General features: G+C 68.2%; 20 protein-coding genes. 10 read left to right on the top strand and 10 right to left on the bottom strand.

The window, feature by feature from the left end; genetic code table 11:
• Nucleotides 1-8 precede the first annotated feature (8 nt).
• Complete coding sequence (locus ACFYZQ_RS38440) at nucleotides 9-614, bottom strand: CGNR zinc finger domain-containing protein (RefSeq protein ID WP_389158575.1); 606 nt, start codon at nucleotides 612-614, stop codon at nucleotides 9-11.
• A 65-nt stretch (nucleotides 615-679) separates the two neighbouring features.
• Here ACFYZQ_RS38440 and ACFYZQ_RS38435 point away from each other — a divergent pair, with 65 nt between their 5' ends.
• Nucleotides 680-1,552: an alpha/beta fold hydrolase gene (locus ACFYZQ_RS38435; RefSeq protein WP_232032672.1), complete on the top strand. Its 873-nt coding sequence runs from the start codon at nucleotides 680-682 to the stop codon at nucleotides 1,550-1,552.
• A 229-nt stretch (nucleotides 1,553-1,781) separates the two neighbouring features.
• Here the strand turns inward: ACFYZQ_RS38435 and ACFYZQ_RS38430 are convergent, their stop codons facing one another.
• The 3 genes from ACFYZQ_RS38430 to ACFYZQ_RS38420 are packed head-to-tail and all read right to left on the bottom strand — an operon-like array spanning nucleotide 1,782 to nucleotide 5,186.
• Nucleotides 1,782-3,248 (bottom strand): class I adenylate-forming enzyme family protein, encoded by a 1,467-nt coding sequence (locus ACFYZQ_RS38430; RefSeq protein WP_232032671.1) that lies wholly within the window; start codon nucleotides 3,246-3,248, stop codon nucleotides 1,782-1,784.
• Nucleotides 3,249-3,283: 35 nt separating this feature from the next.
• Nucleotides 3,284-4,204: an alpha/beta hydrolase gene (locus ACFYZQ_RS38425; RefSeq protein WP_306503784.1), complete on the bottom strand. Its 921-nt coding sequence runs from the start codon at nucleotides 4,202-4,204 to the stop codon at nucleotides 3,284-3,286.
• Nucleotides 4,205-4,211: 7 nt separating this feature from the next.
• A complete protein-coding gene (locus ACFYZQ_RS38420) occupies nucleotides 4,212-5,186 on the bottom strand; it encodes an enoyl-CoA hydratase/isomerase family protein (protein ID WP_389158570.1) in 975 nt (324 codons plus the stop codon).
• Between the two features lie 212 nt (nucleotides 5,187-5,398).
• On the opposite strand from ACFYZQ_RS38420, the gene ACFYZQ_RS38415 reads away from it, so the two are divergent.
• Entirely contained in the window at nucleotides 5,399-6,082 is a 684-nt protein-coding gene (locus tag ACFYZQ_RS38415; RefSeq protein ID WP_055705468.1) for a TetR/AcrR family transcriptional regulator, read from the top strand.
• A 53-nt stretch (nucleotides 6,083-6,135) separates the two neighbouring features.
• Here ACFYZQ_RS38415 and ACFYZQ_RS38410 read toward each other — a convergent pair whose 3' ends face one another.
• Nucleotides 6,136-7,032, bottom strand: coding sequence for an SDR family oxidoreductase (locus ACFYZQ_RS38410; protein ID WP_387861805.1), 897 nt, complete (start codon nucleotides 7,030-7,032; stop codon nucleotides 6,136-6,138).
• Nucleotides 7,033-7,139: 107 nt separating this feature from the next.
• Here ACFYZQ_RS38410 and ACFYZQ_RS38405 point away from each other — a divergent pair, with 107 nt between their 5' ends.
• From ACFYZQ_RS38405 to ACFYZQ_RS38395, 3 genes are all read left to right on the top strand, one after another.
• Nucleotides 7,140-7,637 carry a winged helix-turn-helix transcriptional regulator gene (locus ACFYZQ_RS38405; RefSeq protein WP_387137785.1) on the top strand — a complete coding sequence of 166 codons (498 nt, stop codon included), beginning with the start codon at nucleotides 7,140-7,142 and terminating at the stop codon, nucleotides 7,635-7,637.
• Between the two features lie 115 nt (nucleotides 7,638-7,752).
• The gene (locus ACFYZQ_RS38400) at nucleotides 7,753-8,286 is read left to right on the top strand and encodes an SRPBCC family protein (RefSeq protein ID WP_055705465.1); all 534 of its coding nucleotides are present in this window, start codon (nucleotides 7,753-7,755) and stop codon (nucleotides 8,284-8,286) included.
• Nucleotides 8,286-9,347: an LLM class flavin-dependent oxidoreductase gene (locus tag ACFYZQ_RS38395; protein WP_389158566.1), complete on the top strand. Its 1,062-nt coding sequence runs from the start codon at nucleotides 8,286-8,288 to the stop codon at nucleotides 9,345-9,347. Before ACFYZQ_RS38400 ends, ACFYZQ_RS38395 begins: the two co-directional genes overlap by 1 nt.
• 50 nt (nucleotides 9,348-9,397) lie before the next feature.
• Here the strand turns inward: ACFYZQ_RS38395 and ACFYZQ_RS38390 are convergent, their stop codons facing one another.
• Complete coding sequence (locus ACFYZQ_RS38390) at nucleotides 9,398-10,027, bottom strand: TetR/AcrR family transcriptional regulator (RefSeq protein ID WP_389158563.1); 630 nt, start codon at nucleotides 10,025-10,027, stop codon at nucleotides 9,398-9,400.
• Nucleotides 10,028-10,060: 33 nt separating this feature from the next.
• Here ACFYZQ_RS38390 and ACFYZQ_RS38385 point away from each other — a divergent pair, with 33 nt between their 5' ends.
• Nucleotides 10,061-11,299 carry a saccharopine dehydrogenase NADP-binding domain-containing protein gene (locus ACFYZQ_RS38385; protein ID WP_234357681.1) on the top strand — a complete coding sequence of 413 codons (1,239 nt, stop codon included), beginning with the start codon at nucleotides 10,061-10,063 and terminating at the stop codon, nucleotides 11,297-11,299.
• Between the two features lie 131 nt (nucleotides 11,300-11,430).
• Nucleotides 11,431-12,843 carry a dihydrolipoyl dehydrogenase gene (gene lpdA, locus ACFYZQ_RS38380; protein ID WP_389158559.1) on the top strand — a complete coding sequence of 471 codons (1,413 nt, stop codon included), beginning with the start codon at nucleotides 11,431-11,433 and terminating at the stop codon, nucleotides 12,841-12,843.
• A gap of 50 nt (nucleotides 12,844-12,893) precedes the next feature.
• Here the strand turns inward: lpdA and ACFYZQ_RS38375 are convergent, their stop codons facing one another.
• From ACFYZQ_RS38375 to ACFYZQ_RS38360, 4 genes are all read right to left on the bottom strand, one after another.
• Nucleotides 12,894-13,004: an AMP-binding protein gene (locus tag ACFYZQ_RS38375; RefSeq protein ID WP_324613857.1), complete on the bottom strand. Its 111-nt coding sequence runs from the start codon at nucleotides 13,002-13,004 to the stop codon at nucleotides 12,894-12,896.
• A 228-nt stretch (nucleotides 13,005-13,232) separates the two neighbouring features.
• On the bottom strand, nucleotides 13,233-13,472 hold the full coding sequence (locus ACFYZQ_RS38370) for an AMP-binding protein (protein ID WP_389158556.1): 240 nt from the start codon (nucleotides 13,470-13,472) through the stop codon (nucleotides 13,233-13,235).
• Between the two features lie 39 nt (nucleotides 13,473-13,511).
• Nucleotides 13,512-14,999 carry an amidase gene (locus tag ACFYZQ_RS38365; RefSeq protein ID WP_389158553.1) on the bottom strand — a complete coding sequence of 496 codons (1,488 nt, stop codon included), beginning with the start codon at nucleotides 14,997-14,999 and terminating at the stop codon, nucleotides 13,512-13,514.
• Nucleotides 15,000-15,473: 474 nt separating this feature from the next.
• Nucleotides 15,474-16,301: an SDR family oxidoreductase gene (locus ACFYZQ_RS38360; RefSeq protein ID WP_389158550.1), complete on the bottom strand. Its 828-nt coding sequence runs from the start codon at nucleotides 16,299-16,301 to the stop codon at nucleotides 15,474-15,476.
• 63 nt (nucleotides 16,302-16,364) lie between these two features.
• On the opposite strand from ACFYZQ_RS38360, the gene ACFYZQ_RS38355 reads away from it, so the two are divergent.
• The 3 genes from ACFYZQ_RS38355 to ACFYZQ_RS38345 all read left to right on the top strand — a co-directional run bounded on the left by ACFYZQ_RS38355 (nucleotide 16,365) and on the right by ACFYZQ_RS38345 (nucleotide 18,864).
• Complete coding sequence (locus ACFYZQ_RS38355) at nucleotides 16,365-17,591, top strand: acyl-CoA dehydrogenase family protein (RefSeq protein WP_389158547.1); 1,227 nt, start codon at nucleotides 16,365-16,367, stop codon at nucleotides 17,589-17,591.
• A 163-nt stretch (nucleotides 17,592-17,754) separates the two neighbouring features.
• Complete coding sequence (locus ACFYZQ_RS38350; RefSeq protein ID WP_389158544.1) at nucleotides 17,755-18,219, top strand: MarR family winged helix-turn-helix transcriptional regulator; 465 nt, start codon at nucleotides 17,755-17,757, stop codon at nucleotides 18,217-18,219.
• Nucleotides 18,220-18,633: 414 nt separating this feature from the next.
• On the top strand, nucleotides 18,634-18,864 hold the full coding sequence (locus ACFYZQ_RS38345; protein ID WP_389158541.1) for a hypothetical protein: 231 nt from the start codon (nucleotides 18,634-18,636) through the stop codon (nucleotides 18,862-18,864).
• The last annotated feature ends 175 nt before the right edge of the window (nucleotides 18,865-19,039 follow it).

Below are 19,039 nucleotides of genomic sequence, written 5' to 3'. Positions count from 1 at the left end.
GGGTGGGCTCAGTCCGCCGGGGTGCGCTCACTCCGTCTGGCTCGGGCCTGGTGGAGGCGGACTTTGGTGCGGTTGCCGCAGCGGGACATCGAGCACCAGCGGCGGTTGTGGGCGGGCGAGCGGTCCAGGAAGCGTAGGGCGCACGTGTCCGCGCCGCACACGCGTACGCGCCGGATCTCGGTCGACAGGAGCAGGTCTACGGCGTCCTGCGCGATCAGTGCCAGCGCGGTCGCGGAATCAGGTGCCATGGTCGTGGTGCCGGCGGGCTCCAAGTGGCCGCCCTTGATGGTGATTTGCGGCGCCGGCCGGGGCACCTGTGCTGCCGATTCGTTGAGCAGCACGACGTCGCTGGAGGAGGGCAGTCGGCCGTCGGAGACCGCGAGTACGGCCCGGTCGACCGCCTCGCGCAGCCGTCGGCCCGATGCCAGGACGGCGGCCTCCACGGGATCCGGGATGCCCGGTGTGAGCAGTCCGGCCCGCTGAAGCCAGAGGGTGAGATCACCCGAGTTCCGGAGCGTCTCCCCCGGCGTGGGCCGCCACCGGTGGCGGAGGGTGTTGGTGAAGTCCAGACAGACCCGCCCGCCGTCCCAGATCCACGTGTCGTCCGTTGCCACGCCTTCATTCTGCACGTTAGCTTTAACCCTCTAAGAGGGTTAGTTCATGCCGGGGAGGCGCATCCATGGGACAGCCCACTGTGACCACAGGCGTGACGCAGGTGGACGGGGTCCGCCTGCACTACCTCCGAGCGGGATCCGGTCCTCTGCTCGTCCTGCTCCACGGCTGGCCGCAGACCTCCGACTGCTGGCAGCCGGTACTGGCGGATCTTGCCGCCGACCACACCGTGGTGGCACCCGACCTGCGTGGCTACGGCCTGAGCGACAAGCCCTCGACCGGATACGACAAGCGGCGGATGGCCGCCGACATGGCGGGCCTCGTCGAAGCACTCGGCTTCGAGACGACCGCCGTCGTGGGTCACGACCGGGGCGCCCGCGTGGGGCACCGCTGGGCGCTGGACCGCCCCGATCAGGTGGAACGGCTGGCTGTGCTCGACATCGTGCCGACCCGGGAGATGTTCCGCCGGCTGGACGCCTCACTCGCCTCCGGGTACTGGCACTGGCTGTTCCAGATGCAGCCCGACCTTCCCGAGCGGCTCGTGGGGCACGACGTACGCGGGTATCTCGAGTACTTCTTCGAGCGGTGGACCTATAACCGGCACGGGCTGACACCCGAAGCGGTCGACAGATATGTCCGAGCCTTCTCCCGCCCTGGTGCCATGCGCGCGAGTTTCGACGACTACCGCGCCATGGAGCAGGACGTCGCCCTCGACGACATCGACGCCGCTGAGGGCCGCCGCCTCACCATGCCGGTACTGGCGCTCTGGGGTTCCGCAGGGCTGCCCTCCCGCCTGCCGACGCTGGAGATCTGGCGCGCCTACGCGGACGACGTCACCGGAGCAGAAATCCCGGAGTGCGGCCACTTCATCCCGGAAGAGCAACCGGATGCACTGCTGGGCCATTTGCGGTCGTTCCTGGCCCACGAGGCGAGTCGGTGACCCAGCCACCACGACGAGAGCGGCGCCCCTGCGGGTCCACAGTCTCACTGGCCGGCCGGGGCAAGTCGTCCGAGCCGCCTCCCGGACCGAGGGGCGGCCCAGTTGCTTCCGGTTGGGCCGCCACGCAGTCAGATCCGGGCCGAGACCGGGACACCCGCCGAAGCGTCCCCCACGGCCGCGCTGTCGGATATGCGCTGCCTGGGCGTCCAGGTTCGGCGCGCGGTGAAGCTCAGGAAACCGCGACGTGGGCAGCGCGCAAGGAGGCCTTGTCGATCTTCCCGACCGCGTTCTTCGCTATGGCCTCCACCACGAAGAACTCGGTCGGACGCTTGAAGCCGGTGAGGTTGCGCGCACAGAGCTCCCGCAGCGCCGTCAGATCGACGGTCAGGCCTGGTCGCGGCTGTATGTAGGCCACGACCACCTCTCCCCACTTCTCGTCGGGTACGCCGATCACGGCGGCTTCGAGCACCGATGGGTCGCCTGTGAGGACGTCCTCGATTTCCTTGGGGTAGATGTTCTCCCCGCCACGGATGATCATGTCTTTCGAGCGCCCGACCAGGGTCAGGTAGCCCTCGGCGTCGAGGTGACCCACATCGCCCGTGTGCAACCAGCCGTCGACGATGACTCTGGCCGTTTCCTCGGGGCGGCCGAGGTAGCCACGCATGACGTTGGGGCCCTTCACGAGGACCTCACCGTCCGTGCCCGGCCCCACCTCGGTACCTTCGGCGTCGACGATCCGAATCTGCTGGCCGGGGAAGGGAAGTCCCACGGTGCCGGCACGTCGCGGGCCCGCGACGGGGTTGACGGTGGACCCGCAGGTTCCTTCGGACAGGCCGTACCCCTCGACAAGAGGGAACCCGTAGCGGGCTTCGAACCGGTTCAGCAGCTCGGCGGAGGCAGGTGCGGCGCCACAGACTCCGAACCTCAGCGACGATGTGTCGGGCCGCACGTCGTCCGGGAGTGCAGCGAGCATGCCGTAGATCGTCGGCACGGCGCTGAAGAAGGTGGGGCGCTCCTGCTCGACGAGGTCGAAGAAGCTGTGTGGGTCGAACCGGCCGCCCGCGATGACGACGCTCGCCCCCGCGAGAAGAGGCGTGAGAATGCTGACCACGATGCCGTTGACGTGGAAGAGCGGCAGGATCAGCAGGCACCGGTCGGCGGGCCCGATGTCCAGGGACAGGCGGCCCATCTCCGTCATGGCGTCGATGTTGGCGTGGTCCAGCATCACGCCCTTGGGCGTCCCGGTGGTGCCGCTGGTGTATATGAGGAGAGCCAGCGCGGACGGGTCCACATGCGGTGCGTGATCCGAACTCGCCCCTTCCTTGTGCAGTGCGCCGACGGCGAGTACGGCAGTACCGTCCGTGACGGGCGCCTCGCGGTCTTCGACCACCAGCAGACGCGCACCGGAGTCCTTGACCTGTCGGTCCACCTCGACGTCGGTCATGCTCGGGTTGACCGGCGTGATGGTGGCGCCGATCCGCCAGGCGGCGAACAACAGCAGCACGAACTCGATGCGGTTCGTCAGCTTGAGGGCCACGACATCGCCGGGACCGATGCCGAGGTCCTGGAGCTGAAGCGCTGCGGCACGGACGCGGTCCAGCAACTGGGTGTTGGTGAGTGACTGGCGCCCGTCCGAGACCGCTGCCCCATCGGGGTCGTGAGCGGCGCGGCGGTCGGGCAGTGAAGCGAAGTTCATGGCGGGCGTACCTGTCTCGGTGTTGTGCGATCCGGTCAAGGAGTCGATGCCGGCGCGGGGCGCAGCTGCCGGGTGAGGAACTCGATCTGGTCGCGGACCAGGGCCTCGAAGGTCTCGCCGGTGTAGAAGTCGAAGTGGCCGGCGTCGTACCTCTTGATCTCTCCCCGGGGTGCGGTGCGCGCGTACCTGAGGGTCTGGGCGGGAGGCGTGACGGAGTCGGTGTTGCTGACGCAGAAGAGGATCGGCATGGCGACCTTCTTCGCCGCACGCCCGGGCCGGTAGGTGGCGATGGTCGGAATGACCCGTGCCGCCACCTCGTTGCGGAACGTCGTCCCCGGCGGTTGCAGCGCCTGATATCCGGGCAGGGCGTCCGGAGCGTTCATGAGGGCCGGCGAACCGGGGGCGGAGGCGATGGGAACCATCGCGGGTGCCTTGCCGCGCAGTCTGGCCGCCATGTCCCGGGCGAGCACGGGGGTCATCCTGAGCGAGGCGACCGGGCCGAGTGCGAGCGCGGAGGCGAGGCCATCGGTGAACGGGCACTGGGACACGGCCGCGCGCAGTTCGGGATGCCGAGAGGCGACGGTGATGGCGTGGCCTCCGCCGAAGGAGCTGCCCCACACCGCGATGCGGGAGCGGTCGATGTCAGGGCGGGCCTTGACGTAGGCGATGGCGGAGTCCCAGTCGGCGAGCTGACGCTTGATCGACAGGAGCTGGCGCGGGTGGCCGCCGCTGTCGCCGAAGTGCCGGTAGGTGAAGGCCACGGCGGCGATGCCGGCCTGGGCGAAACGCTCGGCGAAGGCGTCCAGGCGCATCTCGCGGGTGGCGCCGAGGCCGTGCCCGAGGATGACGACGGGCGGGGAGGTGACGCCGGTCGGGAGGTAGAGCCATCCGGCACAGGTGCTGTCGCCGGAGGGGAAGGTGATGTCGTGGCGGGTGACGGGGTGCGCAGTGGTCATCGTCGGCTCACCGCCGCGTCGTCTTCGTCGAGCGGTGCCCGGGCACGCTGCCCGAGGCGAGCGCCTGGGCGTAGGTGTCCGGGTTGTAGAGCGGGAGCTCGCCGGTGACGTCCGTCGTCTTCATGTAGTCGAGCATCAGTTCCTGGCCGTCCTTCGACATGACTCGGGTGAAGAACTCGGCGCGTTCGACGTGGAGTCCGTCCTCCAGGGGCATCGAGCCGCCGAGGTATACCGACCTCTTGGCGGCCGCGACCGACCCCTTCGACCGCCGGCCGAAGTGCTCTGCGAGCTCGACCGCCTGCGCGACGACCTTGTCCTGGGGTACGACCTTGTCGACCGCCCCGTTGGCGAGCGCCTCCGCGGGCGTGAACGGCTTGCCTTCGAGGATCGCGGCCAGGGACCGGTGGGTGCCGATCAGGCGGGTCAGCCGCTGGGTGCCGCCTCCGCCCGGGATGATGCCGAGGAGGATTTCGGGCTGGCCGATGAAGAAGTCCCCGTCGGCCATGACCCGCAGATCGCAGGCCCAGGCGAACTCGGCGCCGAGGCCGAGAGCCGAACCGTTGAGCGCGGCGACGAAGAGGACACCGCTGGCGTTCATCCGGAGGAAGGTCGTGTGCAGGCGCTCCAGCTGGAGGGCTCCGCGCATCGGGGTCCTGCGCATCACGGGCCCGAGGAGACGGGACCGGTCCACGTGCTTGGCCATGCGTACGACGGCGGCGGCACCGCGCCGGCCGACCGTAGGGCTCGCGGCGCCCTCTTCCTGCAGCCACTGGACCGCGGCATGGCTGACGAACCGCTCGGGATGTGCCCCGGTGAAGACGACGGCACGGACGCTCGGATCGCGGTCGACCCGGGTCACCAGCTTGTCCAGCTGCCGGGCGATGTCGAGGCCGAACAACTGGTGCGGGCCGCCGTCGACCCGGACGACAAGGACGGCTCCGCGGTCCTCGATCTCCAGATGACCCTTGTCTTTGTATGGCATGGATTCTGCTCCCGTGCTGGGTTCATGGGGGAGTGCAAAGCGAGTGAGGGAGGGGCTGCCGGCGCCAGGAATCTGGGACAGTGCGTGAAAGCCCGTCCGGGGAGGCGCGCCCCGTGTCCGAAACGGCACGTCGCTCGAGATGTGTACTATTGCCGTGACGAGTTACATAACCAAGTTATTTCAAGAGTGTCAATGGTGGAGGCGCGAGAGGCATGGCAGGGCGGCCGAAGCTCGATGACGCACCGGAGCGGCTGGTGCGAGCCGCTGTCGGTCTGCTGGCCGAACAGGGGCCGTCGGCCATCAAGGCGCGTACGGTGGCGTCCGCGAGCGGGCTGTCGACGATGGTCGTCTACGGCCACTTCGGTGGGATCCCCGAGCTGATGCGCGCCGTCGCCGACCACGGCTTCAGGGAGCTCGCCGGGGCGTTCGCCCAGGTGCCGGTGACGGATGATCCGATCGCGGATCTCTTCGCCATGGCTTTGACCTGCCGCCGAGTGGCCCACGAGAACCCTCACCTGTATGACCTGATGTTCGGCCTGTCCACTCGTGCGACGTACCGGCCGCTGTCGGACGCGGACCTTCGCTTGAGCGGCCATTCGCCGGCCTTCAGGGATGCCCACGTCCATATCGCCGCGGCATGTCAACGGCTCGTGGACTCGGGCAGGGCCGAGCGGCAGAAACCTGAAGTCATAGCCGCCCAGTTGTGGAGTCTGGTCCACGGGTACATCACCCTTGAGCTGGCCGAGCACTTCGGCGAGTTCGAGGACCCCGTGGCGCAGGTGATGCGGCCGATGGGCGTGAACTTCTCTGTCGGTCTGGGCGACGAGCGGGAACGGGCCGAAGCCTCGCACGAGGCGGGCGCGCGCCTTTACGACTCGATCGTTCAAGGTCGGTGAGAGTCGGCAGGGCAGGTCAGGTCGCGGTCCCGCGCGGGACTGCTTATGTGCGGCTAGGGCGACTTGGTCTCCGCGGCAGAGGTACCGGTGCCCGGCGTGAGCTGGTCATGCCTCCCCAGCGCCGCGACCTCACGTTCGAGGGACGGAACGGCACGGGCCGCGAAGCGCCTCGCCCATGGCCAGGCCAGTGGCGAATTCAGTGCTGCCTTGGCCCAGTTGGCCACGACGACCGCGCGGGGGACGTACACGCGGCTGCGGCGGCGGACGAGCCCGTCGACGATCGCGGCAGCCGCCCGGTCGGCACTCGTGGTGACATTGCCCGGGTAGGGAAGCCGGTTGCGCAGGCCCTGGAACGAGGGAAGGTCCGCCTCGGCGCCCCGGACGAGATCCGTGTCGATCCAGGAGGGGTGCACCAGGCCGACCGTGACGCCGAGGTGCGCCACCTCCTGGCGGTAGGTCAGGGCGAGCAGCTCGGCCGCGGCCTTGCTGGCGCCGTAGGAGGCCATCGCCGCCAGCGGCATGAAGGACAGCGCGGACGCCACGACCAGTACGTGTCCCCGGCTGCGCTCCAGATGGGGCGTCACGTACTTGAGGGTCCGGAAGACACCGTTCAGATTGATGTCCAGGACCCGCTCGAACGACGCCTCGTCCGTCTGTCGCACGGTCCCGTACGCCACGACCCCGGCATTGGCGACGACCAGATCGATGCCGCCCATGACCCCCGCGGCCTCGTCGATCGCTGACCGCAGGACGGTGCCGTCGCGCACATCGGCCTCACGCCAGGAAGCGGCGGGGCCCAGCTCGCGGGCGAGGTCACGGAGCCGATCGGGTTCCAGTCCGATCAAGGCCACCTGAGCGCCTCGGGCGATGGCCAGGCGGGCCACCTTCTCGCCGATGCCGCGCGCCGCTCCGGTGACAACCAGTTTTCTGCCCAGCAAGTCACGTTTCATGGCCGCAACATAACTTCGTTATTTATTGAGCGCAAGATGTCGCGCGGATGAATTGTCACCGCTCCACCTGCTGGGTCTTACGACTGGACGAACCTATGCTGACGGTCATGAGGCGGACATCCTTTGCGCACTGGCCCTGTTCGATCGCGCGCACCATGGACCTGCTCGGGGACTGGTGGACGCCGTTGGTGCTGCGTGAGGCGTTCTACGGGATCCGGCGGTTCGACGCGTTCCAGGTGTCACTGGGGATCGCGCGCAACACATTGACGGACCGGTTGCGTCGGCTGGTGGACGAGGGGCTGCTGGAGAAACGGCCGTACCAGACGGAGCCGGTTCGGTACGACTACGTGCTCACGGAGAAGGGGCGCGACTTCTACGGTGTGCTGCTGGTGATGAACCGGTGGGGGGACCGCTGGCTGTCCGGTGAACAGGGCCCGCCGGTAGTCATGCGGCACGAGGCCTGCGGACAGGAAGCCCACGCCGAGGTGGTGTGTTCTTCCTGTGGTGAGCAGATGACCGCGGAGAACACCAGTCCTCGGATGGGCCCCGGCTATCCGCCACGCCTGGCCGAACGGCCGGATGTGCGGGAGCGTTTCGCCGGCTGACTCAGCGGCTCTGCTGGGGCTGCGCTTTCCCTTGACAGGTGAGTCCATCTACGCAACTTTACTGGTCACATCTGGTCATGGGAGTTCTCGGATCGGCATGGAGGCTGCAGGAAACATGGAGTGGACAGGCGCGCGCTATGCGGACAAGCCGACGGTGGAGGTCCGCACCTGGATCGCTGCTCCGCCCGAACAGGTGTGGACGCTCGTGTCCGACATCGAGTTGATGCCGCGTATGAGCTCCGAACTGCAGTCCGTCGAATGGCTGGACGGCAGGACCGCCCCTGCCCTGGGAGCCCGGTTCATCGGCCGGAGCAAGCACGAGGCACTCGGGGAGTGGGCCACCACCTCCCACATCGTCGAGTGCGAGCCGCCGAGGCTGCTTGCCTGGGCCGTCGAGAATCCGCAGAACCCGACGGCGATCTGGCGGTTCACGTTGGAGCCGCAGGGCGGTGGCACTCTGCTGAGCGAATGGATGCAGATGGGGCCGGCCCGTTCGGGCCTCTCCTTCGCCATCGATCGCATGCCGGAGAAGGAGCAGAAGATCGTCTTCGTGCGCATGCGGGAGTTCGAGGCCAACATGACCATCACCCTCGAAGAGATCAAGAAGCTGGCCGAGAGGGCCCGGCCCGCGGGCGAGGCGAGGCTCTGATGCGTACCTCCACCACGATCGAGGCTTCCGGGGGCGACTGGCGGGAGATCGTCGCCTATGTCACCGAGGCGGAGAAGCTCGGTCTCGACATCTGCTGGGTGGCGGAGGCGTGGGGCTCCGAGGCCCCCTCGCCGTTGGGCTACCTCGCGGCGAAGACCGAGCGCATGCTCCTCGGATCCGGAATCATCCAACTCGGCACCCGCACGCCGATGGCCATCGCCCGCGCCGCGATCACACTGTCGCAGATCTCCGAGGGGCGCTTCCTTCTCGGCCTGGGCCCCTCCGGGCCGCAGGTGATCGAGGGGCTGCACGGCGTGTCCTTCGCCCGGCCGCTGGTGCGGATGCGGGAGACCGTCGAGATCGTGCGGGAGGCCGCCGCGGGCGGCAAAGTCTCCTACTCAGGAAAGGAGTTCCGGATTCCGCTGCCGGGCGGGCAGGCGAAGCCCATGCGTCTGTCGATGCGTGCCGAGCATGACATTCCGGTCTACCTCGCCACTCTCTCGCCGAAGATGCTGCACCTGACCGGTGAGATCGCCGATGGGTGGCTGGGCACCAGTTTCGTGCCCGAGGGCGCCAAGGAGGCGTACTTCGACCACCTGGACCAGGGCCTTGCCGCCGCCGGTCGCGCCCGTGCCGACCTCGACATCTGCCAAGGCGCCGAGGTCGCCTTCGCGGACGACGAGGACGCGCTGAGCGCGATGGTGGCCGGACGCAAGAAGGAACTTGCCTTCAGCCTCGGCGGCATGGGTTCCGCGACCACGAACTACTACAACAACGCCTACAGCCGCCAGGGTTGGGCCGAAGTGGCGGCCGAAGTCCGCACACGTTGGCAGGCCGGTGACCGGGACGGCGCGGCCGGCCTGGTCACCGACGAAATGGTGCTGGCGACCACTCTGATCGGAACCGAGGGCATGGTGCGCCAACGGCTGCGCGTGTGGCGCGACGCCGGTGTGGACACCGTACGTTTCTATCCGGCCGGAGAGACCCTCGACGCTCGGCTCACCACTATCGGCCGGGCCATCGACCTGGTCCGTGACATCGAGAACGAGGCGGCACGGTAGCGGCACGGCCGGGTGCGGTCGAGGAGTGCTGTTGCAGGCGTTGGTCGACGTCAACCGTGCGCGCTGACGCCGTCCGCCGCCAGGCCCGACATTAGCAGGGTGATCGTGTGGAACGTCCTGGCCAGGGCGTCCTCCCGGTCCGCCGCGGCGGCGATGATCTGGTTACCCTCGCACAGGACGGCCAACAGCAGGCGGGCGACGGTGGCGACCGGAACATCCGATTCCACGTCACCGCGTTCGGCCAGGACAGTCAAGAGCCGCTCGATCGGCGGCTGGGCCACCGTGTCGTTGATGTGCCGGTACTGCTCCACCAGCACCGAGGGCGCCTGGGCCATGAGCTCTCGATGCAGGGGATCGTCGATGGTCCGCCGCAAGAAGGCGTGCGTGAGGTTCGACACGGCGGTCAAGGCAGGCTTGCCCGGTGTCGCACGGATCGCCTCGGACGCCGCGTCGGCGAGCGCTCCGACCGGCTGGAGCAACTGCGTGTAGAGCTCGGCGAACATCGCCTTCTTGTCCGGGAAGTGGTGGTAGAAGGTGCCCTTGCTCACTTGCGCCGCCGCGGTGATGGCCTCCACCGACGTGTCCGCGAACCCGTTGTCGACGAAGAGTTTGCGCGCGGCCGCCACCAGGTCCGCCCGGGTCTGCTCCGCATACAGCTGTCGTCGGTTTGGCCCTCTCATGTTGACCATCGTATATTCAATGACCTGAAGTCAGTGAATGACTCGTGGTCGGTCAGTGGTCGTCGTGACAGTGCCCTCCGGAAGGCAGACGTAGCCGTGGAAAAGCGCAGAATCCTGTTGCTGGGTGCGACGGGGTACACCGGGCGGCGAGTTCTCAGGGAACTGCTCGCACGAGGTGAGAAGCCGACCTTGGTCGGGCGAAGCCGAACGAAGATGCTGACCCTGGCCGACCGCTTCGAGGCGGAACTGCCGGTGGCGGAAGTGGACGTCACCTCTTCCGCCCGCCTCACGCGCCTTCTGGGCCCCAGCGATGTGGTCGTCTCCACGGTCGGGCCGTTCATGCAACTGGGCATGGCCACGGTCACGGCCGCCGCGCGGGCGGGAGCGCGCTACTTCGACTCCACGGGGGAGGGCCCCTTCGCCCGCCGGGTCCTCCTTGAACTGGACTCCGTCGCGGCCGCCCGGGGAGCGACTCTCGTGCCCGCGTTCGGCTACGACTACGTGCCCGGCAACCTCGCCGGCGCCCTGGCCCTGGAACAGGCGGGCGAGCGCGCATGCCATGTCGAGATCGGCTACTTCATCACCCGTTCGGGGCGCGGGAGTGAGCTGCATTACCGGAGCACCCTGCGCGACTCCTGGGACCTGACCACGGGTGGCACGCGCCAGACGCTGGTCGCCGCGGTGGCCGAGGACGGGTTCGCCTACCGCTCCCCAGGTCCTGGAGCCTCTTCCCGACTGGTCGACGAGCGGGCCGCCAAGCGTGTCCTCACCTTCCGCTACGCCGGTGTGCGACGCCCGGCCATGACCGTCCCGGGCACGGAGCATCTCGGCCTGCCCGAGGTCTTCCCTCGGCTGGAGAGCGTCGAGGTGGGGATGGGCTGGCTCGGGCGGTGGACGCGTCCGGTACAGATCGCCGCCATGCTCCAGGCGCCCTTGCTGAGGTCGGCGAAGGTGCGGGCTGCTCTGACGCGGTGGTCCGGGAGGCTCCCGGGAGCACATCGTGAGCCGGACACCGACGGCCGTTCCCTGGTGATCGCGGTCGCCCGCGACGGCCACGGTCGTCCCCTGGCCACGACGGCCCTCACCGGACCCGATCCCTACGAGATGACGGGCTCCCTCCTGGCGTGGGGTGCAGTCCATGCGGCGGCGCCGGATGCCGTCCTGAAGCCCGGTGTGCACGGTCCGGTCGCGGCCTTCGGGCTCGACACCCTCAGGCTCGGCGCCGCCGAGGCGGGAGTACACGAAGTCGACGGGGCCTCGGCACGTCGGTGATCGCTGCGCGGGCATGGATCACGGCATCGGGGCGTTGAACCACAGCGACTGAGTTGACGAACAGGTTGTGCGATCGGGAGCGAGTCGGCCACCGACGTGGAGTCGACCGTCCCAGTGGAAAGGAATGGTCCATGGACGAGCAGGGTGAGCACTTCGACGTCGTCGTACTCGGCGCGGGCCCGGGCGGGTACGTAGCCGCCGTCAGGGCCGCCCAACTGGGCAAGCGCGTAGCGGTCGTCGAGGAGAGGTACTGGGGCGGCGTATGCCTGAACGTGGGCTGCATCCCCACCAAGGCCCTGCTGCGCAACGCCGAACTGGCGCATGTCTTCACGCGCGAGGCGGAGACCTTTGGCATCAAGGTCGATGGTGAGGTCTCCTTCGACTACGGGGAGGCATTCCGCCGTAGTCGGAAGGTCGCGGACGGCCGGGTCAAGGGCGTCCACTACCTGATGAAGAAGAACAAGATCACCGAAATCAGCGGACGCGGCTCGTTCCTCGACCCGCACACACTCCAGGTGGCCGACTACGACGGCAACACCCGCACCATCGGCTTCGAGAACTGCATCATCGCAACCGGGGCGACCCCCAAGCTGCTGCCCGGCACCAAGCGCAGCGCGCGCGTGGTGACGTACGAGGAGCAGATCCTCGCCGAGGACCTGCCGCAGTCGATCGTGATCGCCGGCGCCGGGGCCATCGGCGTCGAGTTCGCCTATGTGCTGCACAACTACGGCGTCAAGGTCACTGTCGTCGAGTTCCTGGACCGTATCGCCCCGCTGGAGGACGCCGAGGTCTCCGCCGAACTGGCCAAGCAGTACCGGAAGTTGGGCATCGACGTGCTCAGCTCGACCCGCGTCGAGTCGATTGACGAGTCCGGCCCGCAGGTCCGAGTCACCGTCACCGGCAAGGACGGCACCCAGCAGGTGCTGGAGGCCGACAAGGTCCTGCAGGCCATCGGCTTCGCCCCGAACGTCACCGGATACGGCCTGGAGAACACCGGCGTCCGCGTCACCGAGCGCGGCGCGATCGACGTGGACGGCCGCTGCCGCACCTCCGTACCGCACATCTACGCCATCGGCGACGTCACCGCGAAGCTGATGCTCGCGCACGCCGCCGAGGCGATGGGCGTGGTCGCCGCCGAGACGATCGCGGACGCGGAGACCATGGAGCTGGACTACGTGATGATCCCGCGATCCACCTTCTGCCAGCCGCAGATCGCCAGCTTCGGCTACACCGAGGCGCAGGCGAGGGAGAAGGGGTACGACGTCCAGGTCGCCAAGTTCCCGTTCACCGCGAACGCCAAGGCCCACGGCCTGGGCGACGCGGGCGGCTTCGTGAAGCTGATCAGCGACGGCAAGTACGGCGAACTCCTCGGCGGCCACCTCATCGGCCCCGACGTCACCGAACTCCTTCCCGAGCTGACCCTGGCCCAGCAGTGGGACCTCACCGTCCATGAGGTCGCCCGCAACGTCCACGCCCACCCCACCCTGGGCGAGGCGGTCAAGGAAGCCGTCCACGGCCTCGCGGGCCACATGATCAACATGTAACAGGGCGCTGCCCCCTCAAAACGAACAGGTCGATGCCGGCGAGCGCGTTGTCATACACGTTGCGGTGACGCAGCTCTGCGCTTGGGGTGGCCGGTGGTGCCGGACGTGTAGGGGACCACCGCTGTGTCGTCTTCGTCGCGTTCGACCGTCCGGAACGTCACGGGCTGCTCGGCTACGACCGAGGTGTAGGACTCCGGCGTCTCGTTCCCGGACTACGGCGCGCCGCCGCTCTCGATCAGGAAGAACTCGGTGCAGTCCGCCCTCTCGCGGAATCCCTTCCAGGCGGCCTTTCCGATCGGCAGCTCCGGGGTGCCCTCGAAGGCGAAGTACGCCCTTCGCGTCGGAGTCGGTGAGGTGGTAGGCGACCTCGCGGCCCTGCAACAGCGCGTTCAGCGGCACGACCGCGGTGCCGGCCTTGAGGGTGCCGAAGTAGATGCCGGAGAATCGGGGCAGGACAGCGCGACCTTGTCCCCGGGCTGGATCCCGCGCGAGACGAGCAGGTTCGCCCCCCGGTTGGCCGCGGCGTCGAGGGCCTCGTACGTGATGCGGTCGTCGCCGAAGACGATCGCGGTGCGTTCCGGGTAGCGGGACGCGGAATCCGTCAGCAGTCGTGACGCGTTGCGGCTCAAGCCGTGCATCGTCGTTCTTCGGGGTCTTCGGGCGGGTGGTCAGGGTCCAGTGGTGGGGGTCTGGACGAAGGCCGGAGGCGGCACGAAGCCGTCTACTTCCCGGCCCAGCAGGGCGGCGAACTCGATGGTGGTGAGATCGCCCCCGCTCGGGCCCATGGCCTGCAGACCGATGGGCAGTCCGCTCCTGCCTCGGCGCACCGGGATGGTCGTCGCCGGCCCCCCGGAGACGTTGGCGACGGCGCTCCACTTGACCTGGTCCCAGTAAGGGCGTCGCACACCTTCGACTTCGAATGGCCGCCCGAACCAGTCGATCAGCTTGTTGTGGTGGGCGGGGGCGGCCGTCGGGGTGACCGGCATGAGCACGATGTCGAAGTCCTGGAAGAACTCGAACCATCGTTGCCGGATCTCATTGCGCACCATGTGGGCCTGCAGCCAGTGATAGTGGGACTGGAAGGTTCCGAGCAGGGCGGGACCGGCGTCACCCCGCGGGTGCTGGACGAACCGGGCCAGCACCGCGGCGCTGGAGGCAGGAGCGAGGCCGGTGCGGTCGCCCGCGCCGAAGAGCAGGGGCTGGAAGGCCTTCTCGTGATTCGTCGCGATGTCGACAGGGAGGCCGGCGGGCTGGACCGTGATCTTCGCGCCGGCCGCCCGCAGCACAGTGACTGCATCGTCCACGGCTGCCGCGACGTCGCTGTCGACGGGACACGCGGGATCCTCACTCCAGACGGCGACCCGGAAGTCGGCGAGCTTGGTCGCGCGCGGCGGTGCGAGTGTGTAGCTGAAACCGCCGTCGTAGTCGGCGGGCCCGACCGTTGCCCGCAAGATCGGGACGAGGTCACGGGCGTCGCGGACCTGCGCGCCGCCGCAGCCCATGTCGGCCTCGGTCCATCGTCCCGGGCCCGGGCCGTAGGGCACATGCCCGATGAGGGGTATGGACCGCCAGGTCGACTTGTGCCCGTACAGGCCGTTGAAGTGGGACGGGATCCTGGTCGATCCGCCGATTTCCGAGCCGAAGTCGAACGCCGTTAGGCCCGCGGCGGTGGCGACGGCGCCGCCCCCGGCGGATCCGCCCGAGGTACGGGTCGTGTCCCACGGGTTCGATGAAGGACCGAACACCGGGTTGTCGGCCTGGACGTCCTGGTTACCCGGAGGCATGTTGCTCTTCCCCATGATCACGGCACCGGCCGAACGCAGCCGCTTGACCGCCTCGGCGTCCTGGTCGGGCACGTAGTCCTTGAGGTCTGTTCGCCCGCAGACGGTGCGCATCCCGGCTGTCTCGAAGCTGTCCTTGACCGTGATCGGCACACCGTGCAGAGGACCGAGGTCTCGCCCGGCCGCCCGCGCGGCGTCCGCTTCCCCGGCCTCGCGACGGGCCCGCTCGGGGTCAAGGGTCACCACCGCGTTCAACGCGGTGTTATGGGTGGCGATCCGCTCAAGATAGAGCTCGACGAGTTCTCGGCTCGAGATCTCACCCGCGGCCAGCGCGCGTGACTGCTCCACTGCGGGCTGGAAGAAGACCTCACTCACGGCATGCCTCATCTCTGACTCTGACGGCGCCATCAAATGTGAGTCATAGCATTACATTCGACAGACCATAGGCTCGGGATGACGTGCAAGGCAATGGCCCTGCGGAATGAACGGAGGATCCTGTGGCGTCAGAGGATCCTGTGGCATCAAGGGGCCGACCTCGTCGCCAACGTCGTCGTAGAGGAGCTACGCATGCAGGCGGCGCGGTACGGCACTCTGCGGCCCGGCTGCCCGGGACTCGAGGATCTCGTTCTCGGCTATCTGTCGCCCGAGCACCGGGGCCAGTGCGGCCTCGGATGTCCCTCCGGGCCCTGCTCGACTAGTTCGACCGCTGCGAAGGCCCAGGTCGCTGCAGCTGTCCCGCGCCGCCTTCGACTCGAAGCTCGCCGATGAGGTCCTCGAGAAGGGCATTGAGAAGGGCATTGAGAAGGGCATCGAGAACGCTCTCGCGTTCATCGACTGAGCAGTGTGGGATCAGGCCGGATCGACGAATATGTCGAGCGCGAGATCACCTTCGAAGTCGGCAGGGCTGTAGACAGACAGGTCGGTGACGCCCTCGTCCGACAGGACCTCGTCGTCGATGAACAGGTTGGCGGTGCACTTCCGCGCGTCACGCGTGAGGATGGCGTACGCGGCGTCAGCCATGATCCGCGGACTACGGGCTTGTCCGGCGCCGCCGACCACGTTGCGCACGGCGGCTGTGTCGATCAGGGTCCGCGGCCACAACGAGTTGGCGGCGATGCCGTCGGCGGCGAGCTCCTCGGCGAGCCCGATGGTGCACAGACTCATGCCGTACTTCGACAGCGTGTAACCGAGGTGCTTCCCCACCCAGTGCGGCGCGAGATTCAACGGCGGGGAGAGCGTGAGGATGTGCGGGTTGCCCGCCTTGCGCAGGTGCGGGACAGCGGCCTTGCTCAGCAGGAACGTGCCACGCGTGTTGATGTCCTGCATCAGGTCGTACCGCTTCATCTCCAGCTGCTCCGACGACGACAGGTCGATCGCGCTGGCGTTGTTCACCACGATGTCGATGCCACCGAAGGCGCTGACCGCCGCGTCGACAGCGGTGCGCACATCGTCCTCGTTGCGGACGTCACCGACGACGGCCAGCCCCTTGCCGCCCGCGCGCTCGATCTCGTCAACGGCGGTGTGGACCGTGCCTTCGAGCTTCGGATGCGGCACGGCGGTCTTGGCGAGCATCACCACGTTCGCACCGTCGCGGGCCGCGCGCAGGGCGATGGCGAGTCCGATGCCGCGGCTGCCTCCCGACATCAGGATGGTCTTGTCGGCCAGCGTCTGTGTCATGGTCGAACCTCCAAAATAGATTGCCGAGCTAATCATACGCGATGCTAATGGTATCTTCCGCGTATGACTTCCACTCCCGCACGCCAGATCGACCGGCTCTACCACGAGCTCCTGGCCCCCAAAGAGACACAGTCCGTTCGCGCTGCCGTGCGCCGGATCGCAGAGCACGAAGTGGCTCCGCACGCCGTGGCGATCGCGGGCGGCGACGAGCGCACGGACGGCTTCCCCCGGCAGGTGTTTGACGGGCTTGCGTCGGCGGGGGTCTTCCGGATCCCCTTCCCCAGCGAGGTCGGCGGCGACGGTCTGACCCACCCGGCGAGCGCCACCGCCGCGGCCATCGAGGAACTGGCCTACTACTCCAGCAGCGTCGCGGCCGTCTTCGATGTGCACTGCATCCTGGCGGGCAACGCCCTGCGGCAGGGCACCGAGGAGCAGCAGCAGCGATGGCTGCGAAAGGTCGCGGAGGGCTCAGTGGTCGGCGCGTTCGCCACCACCGAGCCGGATGCCTCAAGTGACCTGTCCCCGCAGGCGGTTCAGACCGAGGCGATACGCACCGAGGCCGGCTGGGTGCTGAACGGCCACAAGCGGTGGATCTCCAACTCGCCCGTCGCCGGGGTCGTGGTGGTTCTCGCCCGCACCGGCACCCGGCTGAGCATGTTCATCGTCGACACGGCGCTTCCCGGAGTGGAGGTCGGCCTTCCCGACCGCAAGATGGGCAACCGCGGCCAGCTCACCGCGGACGTCCGCTTCACGGATGTGCACCTGACCGACGACGATCTCCTCGGTGGCGCCGAGGGACACGGACTGCGCCATGCGCTGTCCACTCTGACCTACGGCCGGATCGGCATCGCGGCTGCCGGGGTCGGCATGGCGCAGGCCGCCTTCGACCACACCGTGGCCCACCTGTCGACGCGACACGCCTTCGGCAAGCCGGTGGCCGCCAACCAGCACTGGCAGTTCCTGCTCGCCGAACGGGCCACCGAGATCGAGAACGCCCGCACCCTCTACACCAAGGCCGCCCTGCGCCTGGACGCGGGCAACCCGTCCCCGGAGCCCGAGGCCGCGATGGCGAAGTACTACGCCACCAAGCTGTCGGTGGACATGGCGCGCGACGCCGTCCAGGCCTTCGGAGGCCTCGGCTTCGCGCGCGAACTGGGTGCCGACGGCAGCCCCGGCCCCGTCGAGGCGATCTACCGGGACAGCAAGATCGGCGAGATCTATGAGGGCACCAACGAGATCCAGAAGTGGGTCATAGCCCGGCAGATCTTCGGTCGGGCCATCGTCGGCTGAGCACCCAGGACGCACCGGCCGTAAGCCGACGGAAGGTGGGGAATCTCGCCGGCCTGCAGCGGTCCTGGTGCCTCGGACCTTCTCGTACGATGGACAGGACCATACGTACGACTAACCATGGGCGGGATAAACGATGTCCGAGGCTCCGCTGGTTCCGGGGACAGTGGCCGAACACACCATCTGCCTGCTGGTCAAACTCGGGCAGGTGGCGTTCAGGATCGCCGAGGACGGCATCGGCGGGACCGGCCTGCGGGTGCGGCATTACAGCGTCCTGCAGGCTTTGGCGGACAACGGTGCGATGCCGCAACTGGCACTTGGCTCGTTCCTGCGCATCGACCCCGCGACGATGGTGACGAGTCTCGACGACCTGGAGCGCGCCGGATACGCGGAGCGGACACGAGATCCGCAGGATCGTCGCCGCTACGCCGTGGACATCACCGCCGAAGGGCGCAAGGTCCTGGCCCGCCTCAACCGCACGCTCGTCGATCTCGACGCCGAAATCCTCGCAGACCTGGGTGCCACGGAACGGCAGTCGCTTCACGTCCTGCTGGGCAGTCTCGCGGCAAGTCCAACTCTGACCTCCCTGTTCGACACCGTCCGGGAGCAGAACGGTGGGAAACGGGCTTAACGGCTCTAGGGGATCGCCCCGGGGTATAGCGCTATGCCCCGGTTCTGGCGAAGTCGGCTTGCCGGGCCGTATGCCATCCGGCGGTCTCCGGCGGACTCGTTGTGGTGGGCAGGGGGCGCCCTGTTCGTAGGCCATGCGTCAATTGGGTCGAGCATGGGGCAACACCCGAGTCGCTGACCGTGATCGAGGTGTTCGTTCCCGGCAGGTTCGTCACCACGTTCGCCGAGCGGTTTGTGTGGTGGGCTCGGAGGGTTGGGCGACCGGGCTCCACGAAAAGTGCGCCGGTCGGCAGACTGAGTCTGGAGGGGCACGCGCTCGTCCCCGTCGAGGGGGAACGTCGTCTACAACGGCGTGCACCTCTCGCTCGCGGAGTCCGAGGGTGGTGGCCGCGACGCGCGAAGGGCACCCCGCCAAGTGAAGGCGCTCGGAGTGGAGTTCGTGGTGGCCGGCCACCAAGACCCGGCCCGCCCGGACGACGCGGCCCACATCGGCCGCACGAGGCGCTACCTCGACGCTGCGGACCGGCAACTGAAGAACTCCACCACAACGATGGAGTTCCTTGAGGGGATGACGGGTTTCCACCCCGAGTGCATCAACCCGGGCGTGCTGTGGTCGGGAGCCCTCACGCTTTTGTCCGGCGACTAGGTTCAGCAGTGCTGATACCCCAGTCCCTCACCTACTCGGCCAACCGTTCCTGCCCAGGAGGTCGAAGACGCGCGTTGTCCGGTTGCGTCCAGGGAAGTGGTGTACGGGTTCGCCCTGATCCGGGGGTTTGCTCCGGCATCGGGATGGTCCCCGCATAGGCGAACGGCCACCGGCT

This window comes from Streptomyces sp. NPDC001843 (genome assembly GCF_042891955.1).
Classification (GTDB): Bacteria; Actinomycetota; Actinomycetes; order Streptomycetales; family Streptomycetaceae; genus Streptomyces.
Note: the sequence above shows the minus strand (reverse complement) of the source record. Positions and strands in the feature narration are given on the sequence as shown.